Raw genomic sequence first — 20,056 nt, 5'->3', positions numbered from 1 at the left:
CCTTGTTCACGAAAGATTGCCGCGGGCAGAGGCCGGTTCGGCGGTTGCCCAGAACTGGCGGGCAACCTCGTTGAAGGCGCCGGGCTGCTGCCAATGAGCAAACCGCCCGCCCCCCCGGGATCATGGCGCCTTCGCGGAAGGATTTCATCGCCGCAAGGACCTCGGGTTCATCCTTGAACGGATCATCCTCGCCGCAGATGCCCAGCACCGGGGATATCGAGCTTCTCGAACCGGGAGACCAGATCCGGCACCGACGAGGCGACTTCGAGCATGCCATTGCGGTAGTGCTCGGCCTTGTGGCTGGCCATCAGGTCGATGACTGGCTCGCGCAGCGGGTCGCCCTCCGGCGGGATCACCATGAACATCGACTTGCCGCCTTCCTTGCGCAGCAGCTCGACCAGCGCCTGTTTTCCGCCCTGGTCCACCGCCTCGGCGGCCCGCCGGCCGGCCACTTCCCAGCGTTCGAGATAGGACAGCGCGTCATGCAGCTCGCCCCAGGCGCCGATGATCATCGACTCGGCGCGCTCGGGGTTCTGGTTGGCAAAATTGGCGGAGATGGTGGTGCCGAAGGCCAGCGCGACGATCTTGGGCCGCTTCATGCCGAAGTGATCCAGCAGCGCGCGCAGATCGCGGGTCTGGTTTTCCACCGAGAACCCGAAAGCGGCGCTGTCGCTGCCGTGATGCCCGCGCCGGTCATAGGCCAGAGGCAGCGGTGATCCTTCATGAATTCGCGGATCTGCGGCTCCCAGTAGGCCTTGCCGTGGATCTCGCCGTGGATGAAAACGACGTCCTTGTCACCTTCGCCCTCGAGCCAGCAGGAAAAATCGTTGCCGTTGGCGCGCACAACTTGAGTCTCGAATGTCATTGTTCTGTCCTTGCGTTACTTGAATTGCGGCCGTGCCGGGCCAAGCCGGTCGATCAGCATTGCCTGAAAGCCTTCCGGGTCCTGGCGCAGGGTTGCAAAAGCCTCGGTTGCCGGGCCGGGGAACAGGTCGTCCTGCCCGGCCTCGACGGCCTCGACGATCATCGCCGCAAGCGCCTCGGTGGTGAGCTTGGGAAGCGCGAGATGCCGACTCATGCCGGTGTCGACGAGCTGCGGATAGATGCCCAGCACGCCGACGCCCAGGGGGGCCAATTCGGCGCGCGCCGCGACCGTAGCCATATGGGCCGCGGCCTTGCTCGCGGAATAGCCCGCCATGCCGGGGCCGCAGACCAGCCCGACAAAGCTGACCACATTGGCGATCTGCCCGCCGCCCCGTGCCACCATGGCCGGCGCGAAATGCTGCATCATTGCCAGCGTGCCAAGGTAGTTGACCGCGATCTCGCTGTGCGCTTCGGCCAGAAGCCTGTCCGAGAACAACCGAGAATTGGCATTCACCCCGGCATTATTGATCAGGATCGTGACCCGGCCGGCATGGCGCCGGGCGGCTTCCGCTACCGCCGCCTCATCGGTGATATCAAGCGCAAGCGGCGTGACACGGGGATCGTCGAAACCCGGTGCCTGGCGGTCGCAGGCGACCACCTCGGCGGCGCCGCGCTCCAGCAGGACCGCGACCAGGGCCCGGCCGATACCGCCGCCCGCGCCGGTCACCAGAACCACCGCATCGCGGATCGCTATGCCGCCCGCGCTATTCATCTGTGCTCTCCGGCCAGTTCGGCATCAGTTCGTTCGACGGCAGGCCGGGATCAAAGACCTTCTTGGCCGTGGCCACGCCGGTGATCGGCAGCCCCTCCGGGTTTAGCAGGCCCAGCTGCACCAGGACGCTGGCCTGGTCCCAGTAGATATGTTCGTTATAGAGCTTGTCGCCGCGGAAATGGATCACGCTGACAAAGGGGATCTCAACGTATTTGCCGGTCGGTTCGACGCCCGGCAGCATCCAGTCCATCATCGTGTCGTGGGTGAAGCAGAGGATCACCTCGTTGACCACCCGGTCGGCCCCAACGGTGCGGGAAATCGGGATGCCCTTGATGTCCGCCGGGTTCTTGGGAATGAAATGGTTGGCGTAGAACCGGCGCAGCAGCTTTTGCCCGGTGCCGCCGGTCAGTGTGGGAATATGGTTGACATAGGGCTCCGCCACCATGGTCTTCATGGTCTCGTCGGCATCGCGGGTTTCGAACTCGCAGGCGCGATGCGCCTCCCACAGCGCGTTCAGGTCATACCAGGGGCCGATCACCTTGCGCAGGACGGCGAGCGAGCGGCTATAGGCCATGTCGGCGGGCGCCTTGATGAAGGTGTCGCGCCCGGGGTTGGCGAACGCATGACCGGCTTCGGGATAGGAATAGATCTCGATCTGGTGGTTGCCGGCAAAACGCTCCGCCAGAGCCTTGACTTCATCCTGCCCCATGAACGGGTCTTCGGCGCCGATATGGAACACCGCCGGCACCGGAATGTCGTCGCCGTCCTTCAGGACGCGATTCAGCCCGACCGGGTAATAGGCGACTGCACAATCCACATGCCCGGCCACGGCGGCACCAACGGCCAGCCGGACGCCCATGCATTGCCCCATGATCCCGATACCGCCCTTGCAGCAATCCAGCGCTTTCAGCGCCGCCACCACATCCGCGATATCTGCCACCGCCTGGGCATCATCGAGCCCCTGGCCCAGTGCCATGGCCCGCTTCATGTCCTCGCCGCCGTGGCTCAATTCCAGCCGCGGTTCCGCGCGCCAGAACACATCGGGGGCCGCCACGACATAGCCTTCTTCGGCATACATGTCGGCAATGGCGCGGATATCCTCGGTGACGCCGAAAATTTCCTGAAGCAGCACCAGCCCGGGGCCGCTGCCCTTTTCCGGCCGTGCCAGATAGGCTCCGAAAGTGCCACCATCCGCCGCCTGAATGTCGATCCATTCTCCAGCCATGCTGAGTTCTCCTGCTATTGGTTCAGTTCAGTAATTCCGGCAGCCAGAGGGCCATGGCGGGCAACAGCACCACCAGGGTCAGTCCGACGATATTTGCCAGAACAAAGGGTGAGACCCCGGCGAAAATCCGCCAGACCGGAACATCCGGGGCCAGGTTCTTGACGATGAAAACATTCATCCCGAGCGGCGGCGTGATCAGGCCCAGCTCAACCACGATGACCACGACAACCCCGAACCACAGCGGGTCATATCCCAGGCTCACGGCAATCGGCGTAAAGACCGGCACCGTCAGGATCATCGCCGCAAGGCTGTCGAACACGCAGCCCAGCAAGAGGTAGATCACGCAGATCACCGTGATGACGCCCAGCGGAGACACGTTCACCGAATTGATCAGCGTGACCAGTTCGGCCGTCAGGCCGGAGATCGTCAGGAAGGTGTTGAAGACCAGCGCCGAGCCGACCACCATCAGCAACGCAGCGGTGGTGAGGACGGATTCGGTCAGGGCTTCGCGGACCGCGGTGCGCGAGGCGGCGCGGCGCAGGGCCATGATGAGGAATGCCCCCGCGGCACCGACACCGGCCGCCTCGGTCGGGGTGAAAACTCCCAGGTACATGCCGCCCAGCACCACCACGAACAGGGTGCCGACGATGGCGGTGCGGCGTGAGGCGGTCAGCCGCTCGCGCCAGCTCACCGGGGCCGCGGGACGGCCCAGCTCCGGACGGAACAGCACGACAAGCCAGGCGGCGCACATGTAGAGCAGCGCCAGAAGCACCCCGGGAACCAGCGCCGCCATGAACAGGCCGGTGATGTCGGTCTCGGTCAGGATGCCGAAAATCACCAGCGGCACTGACGGCGGAATCAGAATGCCCAGCGTGCCGCCCGCCGCCACCGCGCCGCAGGCGAAACCGTCGTTGTAGTCGTAGCGTTTCATCTGCGGCAGCGAGACCCGCGACATGGTGGCCGCGGTGGCGATGGAACTGCCGCAGACCGCGGCAAAGGCGGCGCTGGCACCGATGGTGGTCTGCGCCATGCCGCCGCGGATATGGCCCAGCCAGGCCCGCGCGCCGTTGAACAGATCGTCGGCCAGCCCGGCGCGGTGGATGAAGGCGCCCATCAGGACGAACAACGGGATGACCGAGAACCCGTAGGACGAAAAGGCATCGGTGATCTGCTGTCCCACCACCGAACCAGCGGCGCCAAATCCGCGAAAGTAGCCGAAACCGACGGTGCCAACGGTCAACAGGCCGACGGCCAGCGGCACGCCCAGAAAACACAGGACGAACAGAACGGCAAATCCGATCAGGGCAACAGTCATGCTTGCGGTTCCTCTGCTTCGTCTTTCGCGGTACCGCCGGTGATGCTCTGCCAGGCTTGTTCCAGCATCACGCCGTCGCAGACAGCTGTCATGAATGTCATGAAGAGGATCATCGGGGCGCGCGGCAGTTCGAGATATCCGATAACCCGAGAATCGTGGCTTCCATCGCCGCCCGCCATAGAAACCAGGCCAGGGGCATAGGCGGCGGCCTGATCACATTGACAAGGATGCCGCCGCCGTTCGAGTGGATGCCCTTCCGCCGACCAGCAGTTCGCGCGATATGGGCCACCGTCACCGCCACAGGGCGCTCGGACACGCTACCGCGCGCCGTGGATCATCTCGTTCGACCCGCGAGCGACCGCCCGGAAGTACCGTCCGGCCACGTCGGTGACGGTGACCACCATCATCAGGAACAGGCGATCCTCTGAAACTACGGCACCACGATCATGGTCCGGTCCGGTCCGTCGGCGGCAGGGACGCGTCCATCGGCTTACTCGGCCGCCAGCTGGACAGCGTGTCGCGGTAGAAGTCAAGCGCCGCCGCACCGTCGACACCCTGTACGTGACGCTGGCAACCAGTCCTCGGAGATCAGCAAAGCGCACGCGCAGGTCCGCTTCCATCCTTCGACAGCGTCAGAAACGCACGCCATCGTACCTTCAGCCGCTCTGATGACTCGGTAACTCCCCGGATCGACTGCGCCAAGCAGCCCGGCGTAACATTCACTGAGACCGACAATATGATCGCGTCGCGGTCCGAAGAGGATCATCGGCGCGCGCGGCAGTTCGAGATATCCGATAACTTCCGAGAATTCGTGGGCTTCCATCGCCGCCTGCCATAGAAACCAGGTCAGGAAGGCATAGGCGGCGGCTCCGATCACATTGACAAGGATGCGCCGCAGCCGTTCGAGCGGATGCCCTTCCTGGCCGACCAGCAGTTCAAGCGTGATATGGGCGCCGGACTTCGTCACTGCCGGCAGGGCGCTCGACACGCTTACCGCAAGTGCCATGCGGATCATCTCGTTCGACCCGGTGAGCGACCGCCCGGAAAAGTACCGTCCGGCCACGTCGGTGACGGTGACCACCATCATCAGGAACAGGGCGATCCCCGAAATCCATACCAGGATCATGGTCAGGTTCCGGTCTGTTCGGGCGGGCTGCGGGGACGCGTCCATCGGCTTACTCGGCCGCCAGCTGGGACAGCGTGTCGCGGTAGAAGTCAAGCGCCGCCGCACCGTCGACACCCTTGGCCGTGACGCTGGCAATCCAGTCCTCGGAGATCGGGGCAAAGGCATCGCGCAGGTCCGCTTCCATCTCTTCGGACAGCGTCACGAAACGCACGCCATCGGCCTTCAGCTGCTCGATGACCTCGGAATTCCTGGCATCGACTGCGCCAAGCAGCCCGGCAAAATATTCACCGGAGACCGACATGATCGCGTCGCGGTCTTCTTCGGAAAGCCGGCGCCACTTGCGCTCGTTCATCACCAGCGAAAACGTGCCTGCGGTGCCCAGGCTGCCCATATCGGTGGCGGTCTTGGTATAGGGGGCAAGGTTGAAACCGATTACGTCGATCGGTGTCACCGCCACAAAGGCATCGACCATACCCTTGCTGACTAGCTCGAAGTAGCGGAAGGCAGGACCGGCGACGATGCCGGAACTGACCGCGCCAAACGCTTTGGCCGCGGTGCCGGGGGTCGTCGCGATGCGCGCGGATTTCATCTCCTCGACAGAAGAGATCGGCGCGCCGGTGGTGCCGAACATCATCTGCGGCGGCAGGGCGAAGAGCGACAGGAGTTGCAGGCGGTCGAACTCTTCGGCAACGTCGAAATGCGCCTCATGGGTGCGCCAGAGCGCCCGCGACATCGCCTCGCTGGTGCCGGTCGGACCGGGAACCGCGCCGACCAGAAGGGTTGTCAGGCGGTTCGGAACGACACCGGCGAATTGCACGGTCACATCGGCGATCCCGTCCTGCACCATGTCGAGCTGCTTGGGCGGCGGCGCCAGGCTGGAGGCCGCGAAGGTCACGGTGACCTCGCCATCGGTCGCCTCGGCGACCTTTTCCGCCCAGGGCACCAGCACATCCTTCACCAGAACATGCTGCGGCGGGAAAAAGGTGCTGAACAGCAATTCGGTTTCCGCCCGGGCGGTTCCGGCGAGCAGGCCCACCGCCAGGGAACCGGCGAGCGCGGTTTTCCCAAAGATCTTCTTCATCCGTTATCCTCCCCAAGAGAATGGTGACGCCACATTCTGCGTTTTGCACCTTAACTCTTGCGCAGCACGGTCTATGAAGGAAAGAAACAAAATCTTGGAGAGGTATATTCTTTTTGGTATTATTTTGACGCGTATTGCTGGGCGATTTCGCGGACGATCTCGGCAAAGCGTCCCACCGCGGGGCGCGGTTTCTCATCGGCCAGATACATCCCCATCGGGCCCAGCCCGCCGGTCATCGGCAGGCCCAGCTCGGTCAGCACGCCATGCTGGGTGTAGTAGCGCGCGACGTTTTTTGACATCAGGGTGATCATGTCGGCATTGCGCAGCAGGGTCTCGTTCACGATCACCGATCGCGATTCCAGCAGTTCGTCGGGAAACGGCACCCCGGCATTGACGAACTCGGATTCCATCCGGGTGCGCATCGGCGTGCCCGGCGGCGCCACCAGCCAGGGAAACTTGCCGGCGGCCGCCCAGCTCGGCCGCGCCGACAAGCGAAGCGGGTGGCTGGCCCGCACCACGGCCACCACCTGCTCGTCATAGAGAACCTCGGCATTAACCCCTTCCAGTACCGCTCCTTGAATACGGCCGATGATCACGTCCAGCTCGCGCCGCAACAGCGCATCAAGCAGGGGTACAAGGGTATTCTCGACCACGGTGATCCGCACCTTGGGCGCGCTCTCGCGGAATTTCAGGATTGCCGTCGGCACCAAATCCGACACCACCGCATGCAGCACGCCGATCCGCACCCGCCCGGCCCGCCCGGCGCGCATGTCCTGCAGCACTTCCGAGACATTTTCCGCCTCGCCCAGCACATGTTCGGCAAACAACAGGAATTCGGCGCCCAAGGAGGTGAGGCGCAGCGTCTTGCCACGCACAAAGAGCTGCGCGCCAATGTCCTGCTCCAGCTCGCGCAGCCATTTGGACAGGGCCGGCTGGGTCATGTTCAGCTTGTCGGCCGCTGCCGACTGGTTGCCCGCAACCACGAGGCTAGAGAAGATTTCGAGATGGCGCAGCTTCAGCCTGCGGGTCCAGGAGGCGGATTTTCGTATATCCATTACATTATACCAAGCCAAGAAATAGTTCCTAGAACTAATAGTCCAGATTTGGGACACAGGTAAAGGAACTGAATTATTCATGGTGATCCAATGAACCCCGATACCTTTCTCGGCACATTCACCGCTGCGGCGGTGCAGTCTTCACCGGTGTTTCTGGATGCCTTCGCAACGGCGCAAAAGGCTGCCGGGCTGATTGCCGAGGCAGCAGGCAACGGGGCGCAGCTCGTGGTGTTCCCCGAGGTCTACATCCCCGGCTACCCCTATTGGAGCTGGATCACCGATCCGGTGACCGGCAGCGCCTGGTTCGAGAAGCTGGTGCGCGCCTCGGTGTTCCTGCCGGGGCCGGAAATCGACATCGTCTGCAAGGCCGCGGCGAGCCACGGCGTGCATGTGGTGATCGGGGTGAACGAACGCAGCCCGGTGTCCCTGGGCACGCTGTACAACACGTTGGTGTTCATCGGCCCTGACGGGACGATCCTCGGCAAGCACCGCAAGCTGGTGCCGACCTGGGCGGAAAAGCTGACCTGGACCGGCGGCGACGGATCGAGCCTGCGTGTCCATGACACCGCGATCGGGCCGCTGGGCGGGCTGGCCTGCGGCGAGAACACCAATACGCTGGCGCGGTTCTCGCTGCTGGCGCAGGGCGAGCTGGTGCATGCCGCCAGCTACATCGCGCTGCCGGTGGCGCCGCCCGATTACGACATGGCCGATGCGATCAAACTGCGTGGCATGTCGCACAGTTTCGAGGGCAAGGTGTTCACCGTGATCTCCACCTCGACGGTATCCGAGGAGATCATCACTGCGATGGAGGAAATCCGCCCCGATGCGCGCACCCTTCTGGAGCGCAAATCCGGCGCCTATTCGGGGATCATTGGCCCGGACGGCCGGGAGGTGACCGAAGGGCTGATCGACGCCGAAGGCATCGTCTATGGCGAGATCGACCTGGCGCGCTGCATCCAGCCCAAGCAGATGCATGACATCACCGGCCATTACAACCGCTTCGATGTCTTCGCGCTGCATCTCAACAATGCGCCGCAAGCGCCGCTGACGCTTTCCGCTGCCCCGCGTCCATCGGCCAACGCACCGGAGCCGGAGACCGGCGCGCAGGCGGCCGACACTTCAAACGGATCTGATAAAGCCTGGAGGACGACATGACCACTGTTGACGAACGAGACAACCAGATGGGCCGCGCCCGGGTCAAGGACAACCCGGAGCTGGAAGCCTTCTACGAGGATCTGGCCAAGATCGACACCGGCGCGCTCTGGACCGTGGCCAACGACATCGAACCCTGGGAGCCGACCCCGGCTTCGGCACCGGTGCTTTGGAAATGGGATGAGATCCGGCCGCAGGTGCTGCGCGCCATCGACCTGGTCCGCCCCGAGGATGCGGGCCGCCGGGTGGTCTACCTGCGCAACCCCAAGCGCCGCGACGTCAGCGCCGCCTGCGGCTGGCTGTTCTCGGGCATCCAGACCATGAAGGCCGGCGAGCGGGCCGGCGCGCATAAGCACGCGGCCTCCGCGCTGCGCTTCATCATGGAGGGAACCGGCGCCTACACGATTGTCGACGGCCACAAGATGAGCCTCGGGGCGCGCGACTTCGTGCTGACGCCGAACGGGACTTGGCACGAGCACGGCATCGAGGAAGACGGCTCGACCTGCCTGTGGCAGGACGGTCTCGACATCCCGCTGACCAACGCGCTCGAGGCCAATTTCTATACCGTCCACGAGAACGACTACCAGACCACCAGCCTGCCACTGGACGACAGCCCGGCAACCTATGGCCACCCGGCGCTGATGCCCGAGCTGGACCGCTGGGACAAACCCTATTCGCCGCTGCTCAAGTTCCGCTGGGACCAGACCTACGAGGCATTGCAGAGCTACGCCAAGGTCACCGACGGCTCGCCCTATGACGGCGTGATCATGCGCTATATCAACCCCAAGACCGGCGCCGATCCGATGCTGACCATGGGCGCCAACATGCAGCTGCTGCGCCCCTCTGAACACACCAAGGCGCACCGCCACACCGGCAACGTGATCTATCAGGTGGCCAAGGGCGAAGGCTATTCGGTGATCAACGGCAAGCGGTTCGACTGGAAGGAAAAAGATATCTTCTGCGTGCCGCCCTGGATGTGGCACGAGCATTGCAACACGCAAGCCGGCGAGGACGCCTGCCTGTTCTCGTTCCACGACCTGCCGACCATGCGCAAACTGGGCTTCTATGCCGAGCAGGCGCTCGAAGACAACGACGGTCATCAGATCGTCGAAAGCTAAGCAAATCTGGAAAGACACTCATGAAACTTGTTACTTATCGCAGCTCCGCGGCGAGCGAAGGCCGTCTCGGCGCCATCCACGACGGGCTGATCATTGACGTCGAAGCTCTCGGAACCGTCGTCGGCGAGGATTTCCCCGCCACCATGCTGGACCTGATCGACCAAGGGCCGGACGCCCTTGCCGCCCTGGCACGGGCAATCGCCGAAACCGACGGCAGCCGCCCGGCCGGCATCTCGCTGGCGCAGGAAAACGCCCGCCTGCTGGCGCCGATTCCGCGGCCGCGCAAGAACATCTTTGGCATCGGCCTGAACTATGTCGAACATGTAGCGGAATCGGCGAAATCGCTGGATACCTCGGCCGATCTGCCGGACAAGCCGGTGGTGTTCTCCAAGCCGCCGACCTCGGTGATCGCCGACGGCGAACCGATCCAGCACAATGCCGCCATGACCCAGATGCTCGACTGGGAGGTCGAACTGGGTGTGATCATCGGCAAGCGCGCCACGAGGATCGCCAAGGACGACGCGATGAGCCATGTCTTCGGCTACACGGTGATCAACGACATCTCGGCCCGCGACAACCGCCGCGCCGGCCAGTGGATCTTCTCCAAGGGCCAGGACAGCTATTGCCCGATGGGCCCGGCAATCGTCACCGCCGACGAGGTGGCCGATCCGCATGACCTCACTCTTTGGCTGAAGAAGAACGGCGAAGAGAAGCAGCGCTCCAACACCAAGCACCTGCTGTTCGACATCCCGACGCTGATCGCCGACATTTCCTCGGGCATCACCCTGGAGCCCGGAGACATCATCGCCACCGGAACCCCGGCCGGCGTCGGCGCCGGCCGGGACCCACAGGAATGGATGTGGCCCGGCGACGTGATCGAATGCGGTGTCGACGGAATTGGCGTTCTGCGCAATCCCGTCATCAAGATCGGGGACTGAGCCGTGGCGAATTCCTACAAGATCGGGCAGATCGTTCCATCGTCGAACCTGACGATGGAGCGCGAGATCCCCGCGATGCTGCGCGCCCGCGAAACCATCCTGCCGGAACGCTTCTCGTTCCATTCCAGCCGGATGCGGATGAAGAAGGTCACCCCCGAGGAACTGGCCGCGATGGACCGCGACAGCGACCGTTGCGCGCTGGAACTCAGCGATGCCGATGTCGATGTGATGGGCTACGCCTGCCTGGTGGCGATCATGTCGATGGGCAAGGGCTACCACCGCGAAAGCCAGAAGCGCCTGCATGAGGTCACGGTGGAAAACGGCCATCCGGCCCCGGTGGTTTCCTCGGCCGGCGCGCTGGTCGACGGGCTGCACCTGATGGGTGCGAAACGCATCTCCATCGTCGCGCCCTACATGAAACCGCTGACCCAGATGGTTGCCGATTACATCGAGGCCGAGGGCGTCGAGGTCAGCGATTACGTGGCGCTGGAGATCCCCGACAATCTGGAAGTGGCCGCGCAGGATCCGCTGAACCTGCTGGATATCTACAAGCGCGTGAACCTCAAGAACATCGACGCGCTGGTGCTCTCGGCCTGCGTTCAGATGCCCTCGCTGGCGGCGATCCAGAAAGTCGAGGACGAATGCGGCATCCCGGTGCTCTCGGCCGCGGTCGCGACCACGCACCAGATGCTCAAGGCGCTCGGCCTCGAAGCCCGCGTGCCGGATGCCGGAACGCTGCTGTCAGGAAAATTTGCCTGAACACCTGAGAGCACAGGGGAGCGCGCAGCTGTGACTGCGCGCCATTTCACTGCAAAAAAAGCGGTCAGTTGTTTATCGGCTGACCGAGCTTGAGGACGATCCGGGCGAAGGCGACTTGGACTCTGGTGGCAATCTCACATTAACTTCCCGTGGGTGCGCCAGTCCGGCCTCGGGCCTGCCTACCATGGCCGGATCAGCAAGGCCGGACGCAGCCATGCCCGCGCCATGCTGGTCGAGGCGGCCTGGGCCGCGGCGAAAGCGCCGGGTCCGCTGCGGGCCTATTTCATCCGCATCCGGTCGCGGCGCGGACATCAGATCGCCGCCGTTGCCGTGGCGCGCAAGCTCGCCACGCTGTGCTGGTATATGCTGACGAAAGGCGAGGACTATCGCTGGGCCCGACCCAGCCTGGTCGCCCACAAGTGCCTTGCCATGGAACTGGCGGCCGGTCAGCCGCAGAAGAAGGGCAATCGGCGTGGTGCAACCTATGCCTACAATGTGAAGGAGTTGCGCCACCAGGAAGCCAAGATCGCTGAGCAAGCGGAGAAAAGCTACGAGCACGTCGTGGCGGCCTGGCGGCCACACCCTCCAAAACAGGGCGGGTGTGCGGCCGCCTCAAACCGGCAGGGACTGAATAGGCCGCCCGGTGACGCTTCCAGCCGACACGCCACGCTTCGCCCCGAGGTCGACCGCACTGCCGAAGATTAGAGGAATCCGGCAGAAATGTCTTGTCGATCTCATCCGTGGTGTAAATGATTTTCCGGATCGCCGGATCGAAGGCAAAGAACGGGATTACCTCCTGCCATGCCCGGCGCCGGCACCGTAAAGTTAAAGCGGCTGCCCGCGTAAAATGCGACATGGCGGCATGACCAACGCCCGTCTCTATCGCCGCCACCGTTTCCCGCCCAAAGTGATTGCTTACGCTGTCTGGCTGTATTTCCGGTTTCCGCTGAGCCTTCGGATGGTTGAAGATCTTCTTGCCGAGCGCGGCATCATCGTATCGCATCAGACAGTGCGGGCCTGGGCCGAAAAGTTCGGAAGGGAATTCGCAAAAACAATCCGCCGCCGGTCGGCTGGCAAGCTCGGCGACAAGTGGCATCTGGACGAAGTTGTCGTCTCGATCGGGGGACGCAAGCATTGGCTTTGGCGGGCCGTTGATCAGGAAGGGTTTGTGCTGGATGTCCTGGTCCAAGCCCGTCGCGACCGGCGGGCTGCTCTTCGCCTGATGCGCAAGCTGTTAACCCGGCAAGGCCATCCGCCGCGTGTTGTGATCACCGACAAGCTTCGCGCATACCCAGCGGCAAGGCGTGCGATCATGCCGGGGGGTTGAACATCGCTCGCACAAGGGTCTGAACAACCGGGCCGAAAACTCCCACCAGCCTATCCGAAAGCGTAAACGCATTATGAAACGCTTCAAGTCGCCTCGGCAAATGCAGCGCTTCGTCTCCATCCACGATCCGATTGCAAACCTGTTTCACCTGCCCCGCCACGAGATGACATCCGCAGAATTTCGCGAGCTCCGCACCGCCGCCATGGATGTGTGGCGCGATATCGCTAATCTCCGAGCCGCGTGAACATCGCAGCCAGCCCCAGTTTCGGGCAAGGCCGGTTAACTTTACAGTGCCGCTCAGAGGTTTCTAGCAGCCCACGACCAGATCAACACCGTCTTTCGTCCCCGCCGCTATCAACTTTCCGCTGTCTCGTACCGCCACGCCAGGGCCGATGCTTTCGACCTCTGGAACGGCTATGCTGCCGCAATAAGCGCCTGACACGCCGAGGTCTCGCCTTTCTCAATCACACCCAGACAACTTGGCAATCCCCCTTGACAGACATGACCGGATTGAACGGGGCTGGTGTGCACGGGGACCACACTGGAAATGGCAACTCTGCTGGGAGTGGGTCATCCGACCGGCGGATTTGCGTGATCCTAGTATTTCTCAACGTGAAAGACATTGTCTCTGATCCGCCTGACAAGTCGCATCAATTGTTCAAACTCATCGTCTGAAAGCCCCTCGAAATTCGCCAGATAGACTTGAGCGACAAGGGTAAATGCCTCTTTATATTTCTTCTGCCCGCTCTCGGACAGGATCAAGCGCCGTTTACGGCCATCGCGGGCGCTTGGATCTGGCACTACAAGCCCCTGTTTGATCAGATCATTGGCCCCCCCGGCTGACCTTGAAGCGGTCGAACACGGTTATTTCTGCAAGATCATTGATTGCCATGGAGCCGTTTTCCCGCAGTGCGGCGAGGATGCGCCAGTCCAGCGGTGTCAGCCCGATCATTTCTAGTTTGCGCCCGAGATTGACCTGATTACGTTTCTGGATGGCTGCAAAGTAGTGCATTGGAAAATCGAACAGGCGGAATGCGCCTTCGAACTGTTCTGGATCCTCCAGATATTGCCTCCAAGTCGTCACGCCGCCCCCGGGGTTGCATAGAATCTCCAACAAGTGTAGCGTAAATTAAATGAGTAAACAAGGTGCATCTGCACATTTAGGGGTGAGCTTTGAAAATTACGATACTTGGCAGCGGCGCAGCACTACTTGATCCGGATCGGGGGCATACGTCGATTGCCGTTCAGATCCGGGAAAAGACCTACCTGCTGGACATGGGGACGGGTGCGACCCGGAAGATGATCGAGAGCGCCATCCACCCGCTGTCGGTCGAGGCCATCTTTCTGACCCATCTGCATTTCGACCATACGGCGGACCTACCGGTTTTTGTGATCGGGTCCTGGATGGCTGATCGTCAAGGAGCGATCCCGATCTACGGCCCCCCGGGGACGTCGGAGTCGGTTGCACACCTGTTCGAAGATGGCGCATTTGACACCGATATCAAAGCGCGGGCGAAATACCCGCAGCGGCAGGGCAATCTGGAAGTGCTGCGCCCGGATGTCCACACGATCAAACCCGGCGTGATCTTTGTGGACGACCGGCTGAAGGTCACCGCGATGCCGGTAGACCACATTCCGCCCGAGACTTGCGAATGCTATGGGTTGAAGCTGGAAAGCGAAGGCAAGACCTTGGTGTTCAGCAGCGACACGACCGCGTTACCGGAAATGGTGGATTTTGCCAAAGATGCCGATGTGTTGATCCACGAGGCGACGTTCCACGAAGCCGCCATCGAATTCCGTTCCAAGAACGGCATCGGCACCTTTTCCCATACCAGCCCACGCGAATTGGGCCGGATCGCCCGGGATGCCGGGGTCAAATTCTTGGTCCCAACGCATATCGGCCATTGGGACAGCACCAATCCGATAGTGCGAAATCTGGCATCCAAACATATGCCGGTAGAGGTCATGGGGCCGGACCAGCTAGACAAGGTCGTGGAAAACATTCGCGAGGCCTATGGCGGGCCGGTGCAGATCGCAAAGGATCTGCTGACGATCCATGTGTGAAACCTTAACCGGCAGAATCGGCGATACAACAAATCCAAAGGGAGAAAAGCCAATGCAATCAAAGTTCAAAGCCACTCTGATGGCCTGCGTGTTGGCGGCAGGGCTTGTCCCGGCGCAGGTTGGCGCACAATCTATCACGCTGTCCCTGGAAACCTCGACTCCGACGGGCGCTGGCGGTCTGGTGGCAAGCCATATGGCCGAGGTCGCAGCTGAACGCGGCATTGCCACTATCCAGGTTCAGACCGGTAAGACGTTGACCAAATCGATTCAGCAGGTCGCCGAGGGCCAGACCGACATCGTGAGCACGCCGCTGGTTCTCTATGCGCTCTTGTCGCGGGGCCTTGGACCTTACGGCAAGCTGGGCAAGGAAAAGGGCGCTGCACTGGCCGCCAACCTGCGACTGCTCTACCCTACCACTTCAGCTCGTTCCAGCTATTTGCTTACGAAAGCACCGGGATCGACAGCTGGGACAAGCTGGAAGGTCGCAACGTGTTCAACGGCCCGCCCCGTGGTGGCGCGTTGACTATGGCGCGCACCATGATCCAGTTGACGACCGGGTTGAAGGATGGCGAAAACTATAATGGCAAGCAGGTTGCTTGGGGGCAGGCGGATTCGCTGTTCATGGATGGCAGTGTCGATGCGGCCGTTCGCAACGCGACCTTCCCGGCCGAATTCATGCCGCTTTATTCTTCTGCAGGCCGCATGAACATCGTCTCGGTGCCCGTGGCCACGTTCGAAAGTGAAGCGTTCCAAAAATGGGCAAAGGGCCCCGGTCAATCTCCGATGATCATGGCGATCTCGGAGATGGGTTATGGCGACGATGTGAGTGTCATCTCGGAAGACAATATGTTCCGGGCTGTTGCGGCAACCGGTGGCGACACCGTCCACAAGGACATGCCCAACGATCTGGCAAAGGCGCTAACGGCGGCCTTTATCGAAACCAATTCCGAACTGCTGGCCAAAACGCCGTGGGCGCCGGGCAACCGCTATGGCAAAATCGACAACGAAACCATGGGCATTTGCAATGCCGGAATCAAACTGCACCCCGGTGCGCTCATGGCCTGGGAAGAAGCCGGTTTCGACGTGCCGGATTGCGCCAAGCCGTGATCGGCCGGTTATGAACAACTGAGCTACAAAAAAAAGGCGGTGTGCGTCCCAGTATGCACCCTCTTTGTTTAGTACCGGCGGCACCGTCGCTGTTTAAGACAGTCCATTGTGGAGACCTTGGCAAAGGCTCTACCCTGATGCAGAAAGGCGTGCCATGACGGTTCTTGATGAAGGCGGGCAGTTTAACGAGAGACGGATTACGGTTTGGCTCGGCCTGGTTCTGGTTCTGTTGGTGATGGTCAACAACTTGCCGAATATTCCCGGCCTGCTTGACCTTGTCCGGTCCATTCCGGGCTTCGCCGACATTCAGCAAATCAGCAAATTCGATCCGTCGGTGTTCTTTCCGATGGTCTTTTTCCTGATGATGATTATTGCGCTGACCGTTAGCTCTTTTTCGAGCTCCTGGCGCCTTGAGTCGCGTCCGAAATTCTATTTGGGGGTCTTCCTTGATACGCTGATGTTTGTCACCACCGTGGCGCTCTGTCTCGTATATTGGATCGAGCATCCCGATATCTGCCTGATCGACCAGTTGAACGGTGAACGGGCGCGGTTGATGGCGGAAAACCTGGCGCGCGCCGAGGAGTACCGGGAGTTGTTCGGCACCGACCCCGTCGCAGACATGCCGGAATGCGTGACCACACTGGGCAACTGGATTCTACCGTTTTTCCTAGTTTGCACCGCGGTTTTTTTCCTGTTCATCATCAAGATGTGGGGTTTCCCCATCGTGGTCGTGGCGCTGCTGGCCCTTGCTTATACGGTGATCACCTCGCTGATCTGGTATTTCGGCCTTTCGGACAATCCATACCTGACCACCGCCATCGGATCAGCCATTGAGGAAGAACGCAGCTATTCCACTGCGATCGCGGCGGCGCGCAATGCGATCATACTTGAATCGAACGGTGTTCTGGGCCAGTTCCTGAACATTATTGTCAACACAGTCTTCCCCTACATCGTCCTGGGTGCTCTGTTCGGTGCATCGGCGGGCGGGCAGTCGTTGATCCGGATGGCGGTGGCCGCGACATACCGACTGCGCGGCGGCAGTGCCCATGCGGCCATCGTCGGATCGGCGGCATTCGGGACAATTTCGGGCGGACCAGTGGTCAATGTGCTGGGTACAGGCACCCTGACCATTCCGATGATGCAGAAGGCAGGTTACTCTGGCCGGTTTGCTGGCGGGGTCGAAGCCGCAGCGTCAACCGGCGGCCAGATCATGCCACCGGTCATGGGGGTCGCGGCCTTTGTTCTGGCCTCGCTGTCAGGCGTTCCCTATTCCGAAGTGATCGTGGCAGCATTCCTACCCGCTGTTGCCTATTTCCTGTCCATGTTTCTGACCGTGATGTTCCAGGCCCGCAAATCCGGGATTGAGGCCATTGGAGAGCTCACCGAGGATCAGAAAATCAACCGGCAGGACTTGCTTAACCTCGTGATGATCTTTGTGCCGATCCTGATCATCCTGTTCCTGCTACTGACCGGCAAGGACGAGGTCTCCACTGGGTTTCTGGCTCGTTTGATCGGCTATGATGCAGCTTCTGGCGCGCCGATGCCTTGGATTCTCGAACTGATCCGCAACGGAGCCGGAGACCCAGACAGCACAGGATTTTGGGCGGTTGTCGTGCTGTTCGGCTTGTTGTTCCTTGACCCCGGTGTCCGGGCCGTCCCGGCCAAATTGCTGGACGCGCTGTCGCAGGCGGGGATTCTGGCCGCACGCATGTATCTGTTGCTGATCGCAGTCACGGTGATCGACATCTGCAACAACTTCACCAACTTCACAGGGCTTTTGACAATCGACGTGCTGAACTGGCTGAAAACCGCAGATGTGTTCCAAGTGTTCGGTCTGGAAGTCCATATGGGGGGGTCGGCATATCTAATGTTGGTTCTTGTGGTAGCGATGTGCGTGACCATCCTCCTGGGTATGGGGATGCCCACATTGCCCGCCTATGTGAACGTTATCTTGCTGGTCGGTCCGCTGCTGGTGGCGCTTGGGACCTCGGTGTTCACGGCGCATCTATTTGTGTTCTACTTCGCTGTCGCCTCGGCCATTACCCCGCCAGTGGCCATCGCAGCCTATGCGGCTTCAACCATTTCGAAGTCCGAGCCCATGGCCACCGGCATCGCCGCTGTCCGCGCTGGCATTGTCGTGTTCACCATTCCCTTTGTTTTCGCTTTCTACCCTGAGATTCTACTGATTGACTATGCCCAGCTTGCCCCAGGGACGGGATCGGAGACAGGTTCAGTCTATCTCGACGGCTATGACGGAACGATCGACACCCTGTCGTTGGTGTGGTTGCTGCTGCGTCTCGTACTGGCGCTCTATCTGGTGTCCAGCGCCTTGGCAGGGTTCGAGCGGGCAAAGCTGGCGCGCTGGGAAATCTGGCTCCGTCTTGCGGTAGCTGGTGCCGTCCTATTCAAAACGCACGAGATACAGATTGCTGCTCTGATTCTCGCAGGGCTGGCACTTGCCTGGCATTGGAGGCAGGCTGGCAAGACATCGAATACCGGCCAAAACAGATGGGAGGCCCCATGACCGAGCAACATGACATCGCCCGGTGGCTGATCGACAACAGCAGTCGGTTCATCGGCGTAGCTGACGATATCTGGGCGACCCCGGAGATTTGCTTTCAGGAGATCAAATCGTCAAAGATCCAGGCTGACGATCTGGAAGCGGACGGGTTCGACATCACTTGGGGTGCGGGCGGACTGCCCACCGCTTTTGTGGCCAGCTGGTCCAACGGATCCGGTCCGGTCATCGGATTTATCGGCGAATATGACGCACTGCCGGGACTGTCACAGAAAATTCAGCAGTCGAAGGAGGCGCTGGAGGACGGCGCAAACGGTCATGGCTGTGGCCACAACCTACTCGGCACGGGCGCGCTTGCCTCTGCTGCGGCGCTGAAGGCTTGGATGATTTCCACCGGGCAAACAGGGACGCTCCGCTATTACGGCTGCCCTGCGGAAGAGGTGGGGTTCGGTAAGGTTTACATGGCCCGCGACGGCGCCTTTGACGATCTGGACGCGGCGTTCAACTTCCACCCCGGCTGGTCCAACTACCCGGTGCGGGGCACCTTCCTGGGCGCGCGGTCGATCCACTACCGGTTTAAGGGGCGGGCTTCCCATGCAGGCACCGCGCCGCATCTGGGACGCTCCGCGCTCGACGCGGTGGAGTTGATGAATATCGGCACGAACTACCTGCGCGAACATGTCGAGGATTATGTGCGCCTGCATTACCAGATCACCGATGGCGGCAAGTCCCCGAATATCGTGCCGGATACCGCATCCGTCCTTTACCTCGCCAAATCGCTCTACCCGGCGGAGGTCGAGGATTTGGTGTCTCGGCTGAACGATATCGCCAAAGGTGCCGCGCTGATGACCGGCACCCGTTTCGAGGCCGAGGTGGAAAGCGGCACTTCCTGCCTCATCAACAATCAGGCACTGGCCGATCTGCAATATGAGAAGATGCAGGAGCTTGGTACGATTGATTTCAATGAGGCGGAAATGGAATTCGCCGCCAAGATCAACTCAGATTATCCGCCCGGTGGCGCCGATTTCCAGCGCCGGATCCTGAACCTGCCCCCTGCGTCAAACTATGCGCCGCTAATTTGGGAGACATACGATCAGGTCGATACCGGCAAAATCCACCATGCCTCCACCGACGTGGCTGAGGTCGGCTGGAGAACGCCGCTTTTGCATGATCCGCACCACCTGCTGGCCCCTGAACGCATCGCCGCATTCCTGGGGGGTCGTCGCATCGGGCGGCATGAGCATCGGGCACAAGGGCATGATGTATGCGGCAACGGTGATGGCGCTGGCCGCAGCCGAGCTGATTGAAAACACGGCACGGCTGGAGAAGGTACGGCAGGAGTTCATTGAAACGGTCGGCAGCATGCCCTATGTCGATCCGATCCCCCCCGAAAAAATGCCGCCGGTCTGAAGTGGAGGAGATTTCACGTTAACTCGATGCACTTGGAAGAGTTGGAAACTTGGCGTAGTGACCGCGCATGCAGGCGACGACTATCAGCTACAAACGCCATCGCTTCCCAGCCGGGTTGTGTCGCAAATATATCCGCAGGCTGAACGCAAGCGTTTTGCTGGACTGAGAACGGCGGTGAGAAAGTCGACCACGGTAGCGGCGGGATGATTCTGCTGCAGGCGGCGT

19 protein-coding genes and 2 pseudogenes are annotated in these 20,056 nt (G+C 61.5%); 11 read left to right on the top strand and 10 right to left on the bottom strand.

Features of this window, described 5'->3' with window-relative positions; translation table 11 throughout:
* Nucleotides 1–182 precede the first annotated feature (182 nt).
* From OKQ63_RS25615 to OKQ63_RS25580, 8 genes are all read right to left on the bottom strand, one after another.
* Nucleotides 183–647, bottom strand: a complete 465-nt coding sequence (locus OKQ63_RS25615; RefSeq protein ID WP_264214699.1) for an alpha/beta fold hydrolase — start codon at nt 645–647, stop codon at nt 183–185.
* Nucleotides 596–865 carry an alpha/beta fold hydrolase gene (locus OKQ63_RS25610; protein WP_264214698.1) on the bottom strand — a complete coding sequence of 90 codons (270 nt, stop codon included), beginning with the start codon at nt 863–865 and terminating at the stop codon, nt 596–598. The genes OKQ63_RS25615 and OKQ63_RS25610 overlap by 52 nt, the downstream gene beginning before the upstream one ends.
* Nucleotides 866–880: 15 nt before the next feature.
* Complete coding sequence (locus tag OKQ63_RS25605) at nt 881–1,636, bottom strand: SDR family NAD(P)-dependent oxidoreductase (RefSeq protein WP_264214697.1); 756 nt, start codon at nt 1,634–1,636, stop codon at nt 881–883.
* Complete coding sequence (locus OKQ63_RS25600) at nt 1,629–2,861, bottom strand: dienelactone hydrolase family protein (protein ID WP_264214696.1); 1,233 nt, start codon at nt 2,859–2,861, stop codon at nt 1,629–1,631. The genes OKQ63_RS25605 and OKQ63_RS25600 overlap by 8 nt, the downstream gene beginning before the upstream one ends.
* Before the next feature lie 22 nt (nt 2,862–2,883).
* A complete protein-coding gene (locus OKQ63_RS25595; RefSeq protein ID WP_264214760.1) occupies nt 2,884–4,176 on the bottom strand; it encodes a TRAP transporter large permease in 1,293 nt (430 codons plus the stop codon).
* 529 nt (nt 4,177–4,705) lie between these two features.
* Nucleotides 4,706–5,302 (bottom strand): TRAP transporter small permease, encoded by a 597-nt coding sequence (locus OKQ63_RS25590; protein WP_264214759.1) that lies wholly within the window; start codon nt 5,300–5,302, stop codon nt 4,706–4,708.
* Nucleotides 5,303–5,351: 49 nt separating this feature from the next.
* Entirely contained in the window at nt 5,352–6,383 is a 1,032-nt protein-coding gene (locus tag OKQ63_RS25585) for a TRAP transporter substrate-binding protein (RefSeq protein WP_264214342.1), read from the bottom strand.
* A 119-nt stretch (nt 6,384–6,502) separates the two neighbouring features.
* Nucleotides 6,503–7,438 carry a LysR substrate-binding domain-containing protein gene (locus OKQ63_RS25580; RefSeq protein WP_264214758.1) on the bottom strand — a complete coding sequence of 312 codons (936 nt, stop codon included), beginning with the start codon at nt 7,436–7,438 and terminating at the stop codon, nt 6,503–6,505.
* A gap of 90 nt (nt 7,439–7,528) precedes the next feature.
* Here OKQ63_RS25580 and OKQ63_RS25575 point away from each other — a divergent pair, with 90 nt between their 5' ends.
* The 6 genes and pseudogenes from OKQ63_RS25575 (at nt 7,529) to OKQ63_RS25545 (ending at nt 12,976) form a co-directional block, all read left to right on the top strand.
* Nucleotides 7,529–8,593, top strand: a complete 1,065-nt coding sequence (locus tag OKQ63_RS25575; RefSeq protein ID WP_264214339.1) for a carbon-nitrogen hydrolase family protein — start codon at nt 7,529–7,531, stop codon at nt 8,591–8,593.
* Complete coding sequence (locus OKQ63_RS25570) at nt 8,590–9,708, top strand: cupin domain-containing protein (RefSeq protein ID WP_264214757.1); 1,119 nt, start codon at nt 8,590–8,592, stop codon at nt 9,706–9,708. The genes OKQ63_RS25575 and OKQ63_RS25570 overlap by 4 nt, the downstream gene beginning before the upstream one ends.
* 20 nt (nt 9,709–9,728) lie before the next feature.
* A complete protein-coding gene (locus OKQ63_RS25565; RefSeq protein WP_264214756.1) occupies nt 9,729–10,646 on the top strand; it encodes a fumarylacetoacetate hydrolase family protein in 918 nt (305 codons plus the stop codon).
* 54 nt (nt 10,647–10,700) lie between these two features.
* Nucleotides 10,701–11,405, top strand: a complete 705-nt coding sequence (locus OKQ63_RS25560; protein ID WP_264214762.1) for a maleate cis-trans isomerase family protein — start codon at nt 10,701–10,703, stop codon at nt 11,403–11,405.
* 147 nt (nt 11,406–11,552) lie between these two features.
* A pseudogene (locus tag OKQ63_RS25550) lies at nt 11,553–12,040 on the top strand (transposase); the annotation flags it as partial.
* 227 nt (nt 12,041–12,267) lie between these two features.
* Nucleotides 12,268–12,976: pseudogene (locus tag OKQ63_RS25545) on the top strand (IS6 family transposase).
* Between the two features lie 353 nt (nt 12,977–13,329).
* On the opposite strand, the gene OKQ63_RS25535 reads toward OKQ63_RS25545, so the two are convergent.
* Entirely contained in the window at nt 13,330–13,533 is a 204-nt protein-coding gene (locus OKQ63_RS25535) for a MarR family winged helix-turn-helix transcriptional regulator (RefSeq protein ID WP_264214755.1), read from the bottom strand.
* A gap of 22 nt (nt 13,534–13,555) precedes the next feature.
* Nucleotides 13,556–13,816, bottom strand: coding sequence for a MarR family transcriptional regulator (locus OKQ63_RS25530; RefSeq protein ID WP_264214754.1), 261 nt, complete (start codon nt 13,814–13,816; stop codon nt 13,556–13,558).
* A gap of 89 nt (nt 13,817–13,905) precedes the next feature.
* Between OKQ63_RS25530 and OKQ63_RS25525 the strand changes: the two genes are divergently transcribed.
* From OKQ63_RS25525 to OKQ63_RS25505, 5 genes are all read left to right on the top strand, one after another.
* Complete coding sequence (locus OKQ63_RS25525) at nt 13,906–14,796, top strand: MBL fold metallo-hydrolase (protein ID WP_264214275.1); 891 nt, start codon at nt 13,906–13,908, stop codon at nt 14,794–14,796.
* Nucleotides 14,797–15,057: 261 nt separating this feature from the next.
* On the top strand, nt 15,058–15,903 hold the full coding sequence (locus tag OKQ63_RS25520) for a TAXI family TRAP transporter solute-binding subunit (RefSeq protein WP_264214761.1): 846 nt from the start codon (nt 15,058–15,060) through the stop codon (nt 15,901–15,903).
* A 154-nt stretch (nt 15,904–16,057) separates the two neighbouring features.
* Complete coding sequence (locus tag OKQ63_RS25515; RefSeq protein ID WP_264214413.1) at nt 16,058–18,427, top strand: TRAP transporter permease; 2,370 nt, start codon at nt 16,058–16,060, stop codon at nt 18,425–18,427.
* Nucleotides 18,424–19,728, top strand: a complete 1,305-nt coding sequence (locus tag OKQ63_RS25510; RefSeq protein WP_264214753.1) for an amidohydrolase — start codon at nt 18,424–18,426, stop codon at nt 19,726–19,728. The genes OKQ63_RS25515 and OKQ63_RS25510 overlap by 4 nt, the downstream gene beginning before the upstream one ends.
* Nucleotides 19,700–19,831, top strand: a complete 132-nt coding sequence (locus tag OKQ63_RS25505; RefSeq protein WP_264214752.1) for a hypothetical protein — start codon at nt 19,700–19,702, stop codon at nt 19,829–19,831. The genes OKQ63_RS25510 and OKQ63_RS25505 overlap by 29 nt, the downstream gene beginning before the upstream one ends.
* Nucleotides 19,832–20,056: the final 225 nt, after the last annotated feature.

This window comes from Leisingera thetidis (assembly GCF_025857195.1).
Classification (GTDB): Bacteria; Pseudomonadota; Alphaproteobacteria; order Rhodobacterales; family Rhodobacteraceae; genus Leisingera; species Leisingera thetidis.
This window is presented reverse-complemented; position numbering and strand designations above follow the sequence as displayed.

Coding starts and splice junctions, on each gene's coding strand:
- OKQ63_RS25515 (WP_264214413.1), top strand. CDS start 16,058: ATGACGGTTCTTGATGAAGGCGGGCAGTTTAACGAGAGACGGATTACG.
- OKQ63_RS25570 (WP_264214757.1), top strand. CDS start 8,590: ATGACCACTGTTGACGAACGAGACAACCAGATGGGCCGCGCCCGGGTC.
- OKQ63_RS25560 (WP_264214762.1), top strand. CDS start 10,701: ATGGAGCGCGAGATCCCCGCGATGCTGCGCGCCCGCGAAACCATCCTG.
- OKQ63_RS25585 (WP_264214342.1), bottom strand. CDS start 6,383: ATGAAGAAGATCTTTGGGAAAACCGCGCTCGCCGGTTCCCTGGCGGTG.
- OKQ63_RS25610 (WP_264214698.1), bottom strand. CDS start 865: ATGACATTCGAGACTCAAGTTGTGCGCGCCAACGGCAACGATTTTTCC.
- OKQ63_RS25595 (WP_264214760.1), bottom strand. CDS start 4,176: ATGACTGTTGCCCTGATCGGATTTGCCGTTCTGTTCGTCCTGTGTTTT.
- OKQ63_RS25580 (WP_264214758.1), bottom strand. CDS start 7,438: ATGGATATACGAAAATCCGCCTCCTGGACCCGCAGGCTGAAGCTGCGC.
- OKQ63_RS25565 (WP_264214756.1), top strand. CDS start 9,729: ATGAAACTTGTTACTTATCGCAGCTCCGCGGCGAGCGAAGGCCGTCTC.
- OKQ63_RS25600 (WP_264214696.1), bottom strand. CDS start 2,861: ATGGCTGGAGAATGGATCGACATTCAGGCGGCGGATGGTGGCACTTTC.
- OKQ63_RS25590 (WP_264214759.1), bottom strand. CDS start 5,302: ATGATCCTGGTATGGATTTCGGGGATCGCCCTGTTCCTGATGATGGTG.
- OKQ63_RS25575 (WP_264214339.1), top strand. CDS start 7,529: ATGAACCCCGATACCTTTCTCGGCACATTCACCGCTGCGGCGGTGCAG.
- OKQ63_RS25605 (WP_264214697.1), bottom strand. CDS start 1,636: ATGAATAGCGCGGGCGGCATAGCGATCCGCGATGCGGTGGTTCTGGTG.
- OKQ63_RS25505 (WP_264214752.1), top strand. CDS start 19,700: ATGGCGCTGGCCGCAGCCGAGCTGATTGAAAACACGGCACGGCTGGAG.
- OKQ63_RS25510 (WP_264214753.1), top strand. CDS start 18,424: ATGACCGAGCAACATGACATCGCCCGGTGGCTGATCGACAACAGCAGT.